The sequence below is a fragment of the Xenophilus sp. genome (assembly GCF_044462705.1).
Taxonomy (GTDB): domain Bacteria; phylum Pseudomonadota; class Gammaproteobacteria; order Burkholderiales; family Burkholderiaceae_C; genus Xenophilus; species Xenophilus azovorans.
Genome location: NZ_JBIQNC010000095.1, coordinates 11640 through 18377, shown reverse-complemented (window position 1 = coordinate 18377; position 6738 = coordinate 11640). Strand labels below are relative to the sequence as shown.

Genomic DNA, 6738 nt, shown 5'->3' with positions numbered 1-6738 from the left:
TGACATGGCTTAGATTCGGCGGATGGCTTCCCGACCGCGCCCGCGCAACGGTGCCCTGGCCGACGAGCGCGCGGCGGGGCAGACGGCGCTGCTCGTCATCGACATGATCAGCGTCTGGGACTTCCCCGATGCCGCCCGGCTGCTGCCCCACGCGGCGCGCATCGCGCCGGCGGTGGCGCGGCTGCGCCGGCGCTGCATGGCGGCGGGCGTGCCGGTGATCTACGCCAACGACCACCGCGGCCGCTGGCGCTCCGACTTCCCCGCGCTCGTGCAGCAGGCCCTGGCGGCCGGCGGCGAGGGCGCGCGCATCGCCGGGCTGCTGGCGCCGGGCGAACAGGACTACTTCGTCCTCAAGCCGCAGCAGTCGGCCTTCCACGCGACGCCGCTGGCGCTGCTGCTGCAGCACCTGCAGGTGCGCCGCCTCCTGCTGGCCGGCGTGGCGAGCGACCAGTGCATCCTGGCGACCGCCATCGCCGCCCGCATGCGCGACCTGGAGGTGGTGGTGCCGCGCGACTGCACCGCCACGCAGACCGTGCGGCGCCAGGCCATGGTGCTGGAGCAGTTCGACGCCGTGTTCAAGCTATCCACCACGCCCGGCCCGCGCATCCGCCTGGCCGGCGCGTCTTCCCGAGGAACCCGCCCGTGACGCACGACCTGCCTTTCTCCAACCCCTACCGCCACGGCTTCGCCCGGGTGGCGGTGGCGGTGCCCCGCAACCGCGTGGCGGACCCGGCCTTCAACGCTGCCGAGACGGTGCGCCTGTACCGCGAGGCGGCGGCGCAGGGCGCCGCCGTGGTGGCCTTCCCGGAACTGGGCCTGTCGGCCTACACCTGCGACGACCTGTTCCACCAGTCCACCCTGCTGGACGCCTGCGAGGCGGCACTGGCGCAGGTGGTGGAGGCATCGCGCGAGCTGGGCTGCGTGGCCATCGTCGGCCTGCCGCTGCGCGTGGACCACCTGCTGTTCAACTGCGCCGCGATCGTGGCCGGCGGCCGCATCCTGGGCGTGCAGCCCAAGACCTACCTGCCCAACTACGCCGAGTTCTACGAGGCGCGGCAGTTCGCCGGCGGCGACGCGGCGCGCTCCACCGAGATCGCGCTGTGCGGGCAGGAGGGCGTGCCCTTCGGCAGCCGCATCGTGTTCCGCTCGCGGCAGATGCCGCTCTTGGCGCTGCACTGCGAGATCTGCGAGGACGTGTGGGTGCCCGTGCCGCCGTCCAGCCATGCGGCGCTGGCCGGCGCGACGGTGCTGGTGAACCTCTCGGCCTCCAACATCACCATCGGCAAGTCGGCCTACCGGCACCAGCTCGTGGCCCTGCAGTCGGCGCGCTGCCAGGCGGCCTACCTGTACTCGTCGGCCGGCATCGGCGAATCGACCACCGACCTGGCCTGGGACGGCCAGGCCCTGATCTACGAGGCCGGCGAGATGCTGGCCGAGAGCGAGCGCTTCTCGAACGCCTCGCACATCGTCTACGCCGACGTCGACCTGGAGCGCGTGTCGCGCGAGCGCATGCGGCAGAACAGCTTCGGCACCTCGATGCAGCGCCACCAGGCGCAGTTGGCCGATTGGCGCACCGTGGCCTTCGACCTGGCGCCACCGGCGCAGGCGCAGGGCCTGAGGCGGGCGGTGGAGCGCTTCCCCTACGTGCCCGCCGACCCGGCCACGCTGGACGAGCGCTGCTACGAGGTGTTCAACATCCAGGTGCAGTCGCTGGTGCAGCGGCTGGAGGCGGCGCGCATCGGCAAGGTGGTGATCGGCGTCTCGGGCGGACTGGACTCGACCCATGCGCTCTTGGTGCTGGCGCAGGCGATGGACCGGCTCGGCCGGCCGCGCAGCGACATCCTGGCCTACACCATGCCCGGCTTCGCCACCACCGGCCGCACCCTGCAGCAGGCCCATGCGCTGATGAAGGCGGTGGGCTGCAGCGCGCAGGAGATCGACATCCGCCCGAGCTGCCGCCAGATGCTGGCCGACCTGGACCATCCCTTCGCGCGCGGCGAGGCGGTGTACGACATCACCTTCGAGAACGTGCAGGCCGGCGAGCGCACCAGCCACCTGTTCCGCCTGGCCAACCTGCACGGCGCCATCGTCGCCGGCACGGGCGACCTGAGCGAGCTGGCGCTGGGCTGGTGCACCTACGGCGTGGGCGACCACATGTCGCACTACAACGTGAACGCCAGCGTGCCCAAGACGCTGATCAAGCACCTGGTGCACTGGGTCGCCGACAAGAACCTGCTGGGCGAGGAGGGCAGCCGCGTGCTGCGCGCCATCGTCGCCACCGAGGTCAGCCCCGAGCTGGTGCCGGGGCAGGAAGGGGCGGAACAGCCCGGCCAGCGCACCGAGGACACGGTTGGCCCGTACGAGCTGCAGGACTTCCACCTCTACTACACGGTGCGCTACGGCTTCGCACCGAGCAAGGTGGCCTTTCTCGCGCATGCGGCATGGCACGACCGCGCGCAGGGCCGCTGGCCGCCCACGCTGGAAGGCGCGCGCAACCAGTACACGCTGGCCGAGATCAAGAAGCACCTGGGCACCTTCCTGTGGCGCTTCTTCCAGATCAGCCAGTTCAAGCGAAGCTGCGTCCCCAATGCGCCCAAGGTGGGCTCGGGCGGTTCGCTCTCGCCGCGCGGCGACTGGCGCGCGCCGAGCGACTCGGAGTCGCGGGCGTGGCTGGAGGAGCTGAAGAGCGTGCCGGACGAGATCGGCTGACGCGCGCCGCGCGGCTGCGGCTCAGCGCGCGGGCCGACGCACCAGCTCGTCCAGCAGGGCGGTGTACTGGGCCACCAGGCCCGGCGAATCCGGCAGGAAGCGCCCGATCCGCTCGCGCTGGCGCTGCAGGTAGCCGGCGGCGTCCGCCGCATGGCCCGCCATGGCTTCGCGCAGCCGGCGCGCGCCCGCCTGCACGTCGTTGCCGGCGTAGTAGTAGCCCAGCTCCGGCACCAGGTGCGCGTTGTGCACCAGCGGGTAGCCCTGCCAGCAGGCTTCCAGGTAGAAGTAGTTGAGCGGGTTCTCCCACTGGTGAGAGATCACCGCGTCGGTGTTCGTCGAGAGGAAGGTCGGCGTGTCGTGCCGATCGAGGAACACCGCCTTGTGCTGGCGCACGATGTCGAGCTGGTTCATCAGCGTGATGAACTCCATCGACTCGGTGGCGATGCGCTGCGCGTTGGTCACCTGCAGAAGTTCCACCGCGGCCGGGTCGGCCCGGAAGGCCTCTTCCGCGATCAGGATCGGGTAGAGGCAGAACTTCACGACGTTGATGTTCGGCTCCATCACCGACAGGCGCCACGGCGTGCCCGCCGGCCGTGCCCGCCAGCGCCCGCCTTCGGGCAGCGCGGCGGCGCGCTGCTCCAGGAAGACCGGGCTCCACACGAAGGGCACGGCGCGCGCCTGCTGTCGGCGCAGCACCTCGAAGTAGGAGCGGCTGATGCGGTCCACCTGCGGGACCATCCAGATGTCGTCGTAGCGCTGGTTGACGAACAGGTTCTGCCCCCACAGCGGGCGGCCGAACAGGACGGACTCCATCGCATGCACGTACTCGAAGCCGCAGCAGTACGACGCCAGCCGCGCGCCGCGCTGCTTGAGGTGCTCGGTCTGCGCCGCGTCGATCTGGCCGCCCAGCTCGATCAGCACGTCCAGCTCGTCCTTGGCGTCGGCAAAGCTGCGGGTGGGCCAGCGCGCTTGGTCCCAGGGCAGCGCGGGCGTGATCGGAACGGCCGTGGTGTTGACCAGCATCACCGAGGCGACGTTCGTGCAGTGCCGCAGCGCCTCGGCGAGGAACACGGCGTTCTGCTTGATGCCGTTGTTCCAGAGGGTTTCGGCCGCGTGGTGAAGGCCGATGGTGATGCCGATGCGCAAACGTGCACCGGCAGCAGCGTTGCTGGCCATCAGGGCTTCTTGGCGTCGGGTGCGCCTTGGGTGGCGATGGTCCGGCACAGAAGCCTGGCCGTCACCTCGACGGTCTCGAGCGCCATCTTCTTGCGTGCTGCGGCATCTAGGCCCGGCAACGCCCGCGTCACCGCATAGGAGTTCTCCGGCCACGGCAGCGGGCCGCTGACCGGCGGCAGCAGGCCCAGGGTGGCAGAGATCGCATAGATGCCCGTCTGCGGATCGAAGCTGTCGGGGGCATGCAGCACGGCAACCATCTGCTGGCGCGCGTCCAGGCACGCGGCGCTCAGGCCGGCGGCGGTCGCCTGACCGAGTTCCGCGACCGATGCGCCGGAGGCGGGCGCCGGAACGATGGTCCGGAACATGAAAGAGGGGGCGGCGGCAGGCGATGCGGCAGCCGGGGCCGGGTTTGCCGCCTGCGCTGCGCGCCCGTCACCGGTCTGCGTCGTTGCGCAAGAGGTACACACGAGGGCACAGGCGATGGCGAGGCACACATAGGAAGGGGAGCGTTGTCGGTTCATTAGGAATACTTTTGTTGAAAAAGTGTCACACATTTGCATTCGTGAAGACTTCTGTGCACTTTTTCTCTAGGACGTACGGCCGTGATGAAGACAATTGTTAACTTATGTAGCTAATCTACCTCATCGAGTGGAGGCTGCTCAGGTTTGATACGAGGTCTTTCGGCTTAACCGAAGCGCCGTGAACATGAACGGAACAAGCGCGTGAACAAGAGTTATCGCAGTATCTGGAACGAATCGCTCGGCGCGTGGGTGGCAGTGTCAGAGCTTTCCCCGACGCGAGGCAAGCGATCCAAGGGGGCTGTGGCCGTGGTTGGGCTCCTCGGGCTGTTGGGTGGAATGTCCTTTCCGGCGTACGCAGCCCTTGATTGCAGCACCGTGGTGACTGCGAATGGCCCCGCAGGTGGAGCTTCCGCGGGAAGCGCGACGTTTGAATACTGCGCGCCATCGGGAGATCAGGGTTTGGTGTTCACCGCCAATCCAGATCGCAATGCCGTGGGAGAGGATCTTGTTCTTCGTGGCGGGGGGAACGGCAATACCGCCATTCGGGAGTTTTTTCGCGGCAACAACGACGGCGCTGGCACTGTTGTCAGCATCGGTTCGTCGACCACTACCGCCCAGAATTCCACGCTCATCTATGGAACGACCCGTGTAGTTGGCGGAGAGATCTTGGCCGGCACTGGCGTAGCTGCCGGAACCACCAGCGGCAACATCTTCAACTCCAAGTACTTTCACGCGAATAGCACGGGCGCGGCAGCCGCCGCGGCCGGCACGGACAGCGTGGCTGTCGGCCCCGGTGCCTCCGCGATTGCGGCCAACAGCGTGGCCGTCGGCTCCTCCGTTGCCGCGAATGGCGAGAAGAGCCTCGCGATGGGCACCAACGCCACGGCGGCCCAGGAAGGCGTGGCGCTGGGTGTCGGTTCCGGCGCGACGGCATGGCGCGGCGGCGTCGCCATCGGCACGGGTGCCTGGGCGGACCAGAAGTCCGCCGATGACTCGACCACCGGGGGTATCGCCATCGGCGCGTCGGCGAACACGGTCAACTCCTCTACCAACGCTATTGCGCTGGGCAATCGAAGCCGGGCCACTGCCGCGAGTTCGGTGGCAGTGGGTGAGGGCGCCGTGGCCACCACGGCCCGAAGCGTCGCACTCGGCGATGGTGCGACGACCGGTGCGGCAGTGGCGACCACCGGCGCAACGATCGGCGGCACCGCGTACACCTTCGCCGGCGCCTCCGGGGCGACGGCTCCGGTCGGTGTGGTCAGTGTTGGCACGGACGGAGGCGCCACTCGGCAGATCACCAACGTGGCTGCGGGACGGCTGAACGCCACTTCGACGGATGCCGTCAACGGCAGCCAGCTTTTCGCGACCAACTCCGCGATCAATCTGCTGTCCACCTCGACCTCGACCAGCATCGGCAGCCTGTCCACCTCCACGTCCACCGGCATCAGCAGCCTGTCGACGGGGCTGAGCACGACCAGCAGCCGTCTGGTCAGCCTGTCCACGTCGACGTCCACGGGTATCGGCAGCCTGTCGACCTCGACGTCCACCGGCATCAGCAGCCTGTCGACCGGCTTGGGTACGACCAACAGCAACCTCGCGACTGCAGCCCAGGGCGCCGCCAGCGGCCTGGGTGGCGGTGCGGCCTACGATCCGGTCACGGGCCAGTGGACTGCTCCGTCCTACACCGTCTACAACAACAACGGTACGACGAGCGCCGTCAACAATGTCGGCGATGTGATCAACCGCATCAACAGCCAGGGGATCAAGTACTTCCACGCCAACTCGACGAAGGCGGACTCGCAGGCCCTGGGTGAGGATTCGGTGGCGATCGGCCCCAATGCCGTGGCGTCGGGAGACAACTCCGTCTCGCTGGGTGCCGGTGCCGTCACGACCGGCACGACTGCGGTGCCCAGCGCCACGGTCGGGACCATGACTTTCGGGCCGTTCGCGGGCGGCAGCCCGGTGGGTGAAGTGAGCGTGGGGGGCGTGAATGCCGAGCGGCAGATTACTCACGTGGCCGCTGGCCGGATCAGCGCGGACAGCACCGACGTGATCAATGGCAGCCAGGTTTACCGCGTGGCCGAGCAACTCGATACGGCAACGAGCGCCATCACTTCGCTGTCGACCTCCACGTCCACGGGGATCAGCAGCCTGTCCACCGGCTTGAGCACCACGGACAGCCATCTGAACAGTCTGTCGACTTCGGCGTCTACCGGCATCAGCAGTCTGTCCACAGGTCTGAGTACGACCGACAGCCACCTGAACAGCTTGTCGACCTCGACCTCGACCGGTATCAGCAGCCTGTCCACGGGCCTGAGCACGACCGACAGCA

Annotated in this window: 5 protein-coding genes; 3 read left to right on the top strand and 2 right to left on the bottom strand. The window is 68.6% G+C overall.

All coding sequences use genetic code 11. The features are described 5' to 3' along the window. Positions 1 to 22 precede the first annotated feature (22 nt). Both ACIY1X_RS15045 and ACIY1X_RS15040 read left to right on the top strand, forming a co-directional pair. Entirely contained in the window at positions 23 to 646 is a 624-nt protein-coding gene (locus ACIY1X_RS15045) for a cysteine hydrolase family protein (protein ID WP_399681832.1), read from the top strand. Next, the gene (locus ACIY1X_RS15040) at positions 643 to 2709 is read left to right on the top strand and encodes an NAD(+) synthase (RefSeq protein WP_399681831.1); all 2067 of its coding nucleotides are present in this window, start codon (positions 643 to 645) and stop codon (positions 2707 to 2709) included. Before ACIY1X_RS15045 ends, ACIY1X_RS15040 begins: the two co-directional genes overlap by 4 nt. A gap of 21 nt (positions 2710 to 2730) precedes the next feature. Here ACIY1X_RS15040 and ACIY1X_RS15035 read toward each other — a convergent pair whose 3' ends face one another. Beyond that, on the bottom strand, positions 2731 to 3885 hold the full coding sequence (locus tag ACIY1X_RS15035; RefSeq protein WP_399681829.1) for a DUF2827 domain-containing protein: 1155 nt from the start codon (positions 3883 to 3885) through the stop codon (positions 2731 to 2733). Continuing rightward, positions 3885 to 4250 carry a hypothetical protein gene (locus tag ACIY1X_RS15030; protein WP_399681827.1) on the bottom strand — a complete coding sequence of 122 codons (366 nt, stop codon included), beginning with the start codon at positions 4248 to 4250 and terminating at the stop codon, positions 3885 to 3887. The genes ACIY1X_RS15035 and ACIY1X_RS15030 overlap by 1 nt, the downstream gene beginning before the upstream one ends. 357 nt (positions 4251 to 4607) lie before the next feature. Here ACIY1X_RS15030 and ACIY1X_RS15025 point away from each other — a divergent pair. After that, on the top strand, positions 4608 to 6738 hold a 2131-nt coding region (locus ACIY1X_RS15025; protein WP_399681825.1), incomplete at its 3' end, for an ESPR-type extended signal peptide-containing protein.